Source organism: Moorena sp. SIO1G6 (genome assembly GCF_010672795.1).
Taxonomy (GTDB): domain Bacteria; phylum Cyanobacteriota; class Cyanobacteriia; order Cyanobacteriales; family Coleofasciculaceae; genus Moorena; species Moorena producens.
Genome location: NZ_JAAHFZ010000168.1, coordinates 1 through 1,697 on the forward strand (window position 1 = coordinate 1; position 1,697 = coordinate 1,697).

A 1,697-nucleotide genomic window follows, 5' to 3' on the forward strand; every position below is an offset into this window, starting at 1 on the left:
CCTGATGGGGTCGGATTTGCACCGCCATCCTGATGAATAGTTATAACCTTTGGGATGTTATTCCGCGAGTTACCTGAGTCATAACCTACTCTACTACGAGTTGCTCCTACTCAGAACAAGCCGCACGTTCCAGAGGAGTCCACTCGGCAATCTCGGCATAGCCTAGGGCATACAGCATCTGCATACTATGTATTACTGATTGACGAGGAGCTTTCAGAGTGTGCTGAGTAGGTTGTTTCTTGAAATTGCGAGTAAAGGTTTCTGACATAGTGATAAAGTTCAACTTGCTTTACAATGATTATTGTAATGATTATAATTTTAATTGTCAAGGGTTTTAAAAAGTTTTTTTTGGGAGTTTTAGGGTTTGTTAAAAAAAAGCTATTGCATAGGATTTATAAAGCATAAAGCGGTTTGCAATGGGTGCATCTCATATTTGAAAATTTTGCGTAGGGTGCGTTAGGGGGGCCTTCATTTTTCGCCTCGTAGTCAGGGTTTGGATAGCCCGCCCCGTAACGCACCACCGTGTCAAACAGCAAAAATGAGATGCACCCGTTTGCAATTCAGTCAGGTACAAATTCTTTGGTTTTAGGGAACAGGGAACAGGGAACAGGGAACAGGGAGCAGGGAGCAGGGAAGACAGAGAAAATCCTGTGTACTTGATAGTTATTAAAACCGCCGTACATGAGCGTTTTTTTTCAGACACATGTCAGTTTATAGTAATTGTCTTTCCTATGAGGTACAAATAATCCCCCTTAAAAAGGGGGACTTTGATGCAATAAATGCTATATAACTTTTTCACATTTAGGAAATATTATCAGGCTTGACTAAGCGAAACCCAATGTGAGTCGTTCCTGTATCGGGTGATTGAGACTCCCGAGCAGCAGGACGATAGCGACTACAATAATTTTTAGCACACAGGTAAGACCCGCCTTTAATGACATGTTTAGCAACACCCGGTTCTCTGGGGTCGAAGCTTTCTTTTTGATTAGGTCCTGTAGGATTAAGGCTGTGGGCTTTGCCATTGTGACCGATGCTATACCAATCTGAAGTCCACTCCCAGACATTACCAGTTATGTCATACAAACCATAACCATTTGGTTCAAAGGAACCTACAGGTGCAGTGCCGGTGTGACCATCAGCTTTGGTGTTGAAAAAGGGGAAGAATCCCTGCCAGGTATTCGCCTTCTTGGCTGAGTATTGCTCACCCCAGCTGTAGGTAGCATCATCCAGTCCACCGTGAGCGGCATATTCCCATTGGGCTTCTGTGGGTACTGACTTCCCTGCCCACTTAGCATAGGCTTGAACGTCTTCATAGGCAACATGAACCACAGGATAGTTCTTTTTTCCTTTAATGTTGCTCTTTGGACCAAAGGGATGTTGCCAGTCAGCCCCAGGAGTCCACTTCCACCAGCTCAGGTAACCCACTGGTCTAACACCATTGTCCGGCATCTGAAAGACTAGGGAACCAGGTGCCCGTTGCTCCTCTGTTAAGTTGGGAAACTGTTCCGAGGAGAGGGGACGCTCTGCTACGGTAATATAACCAGTTTCTTTGACAAATTTGGCAAATTCTGCATTAGTGACTTCGTATTTATCGATGCAGAAGCTCTCAACGGTAACATCGTCCGCAGAGCGCTCCGAAGGGTAGTAAACGTCGGAACCCATCTTGAAAGTGCCCCCAGGGATGAAGGTCATACCTT

The 1,697-nt window shown here is 45.1% G+C and carries 2 protein-coding genes; both read right to left on the bottom strand.

Annotated elements, in window-relative coordinates; genetic code table 11:
• Nucleotides 1-106: 106 nt before the first annotated feature.
• Nucleotides 107-268 carry a hypothetical protein gene (locus tag F6K63_RS36765; RefSeq protein ID WP_287315006.1) on the bottom strand — a complete coding sequence of 54 codons (162 nt, stop codon included), beginning with the start codon at nucleotides 266-268 and terminating at the stop codon, nucleotides 107-109.
• Nucleotides 269-801: 533 nt separating this feature from the next.
• Nucleotides 802-1,697 (bottom strand): formylglycine-generating enzyme family protein (locus F6K63_RS36770; RefSeq protein ID WP_287315007.1); only part of this gene is annotated, 896 nt, incomplete at its 5' end.

Excerpts from the sequence above, each read along its gene's own strand:
- F6K63_RS36765 (WP_287315006.1), bottom strand. The coding sequence starts at position 268 with ATGTCAGAAACCTTTACTCGCAATTTCAAGAAACAACCTACTCAGCAC.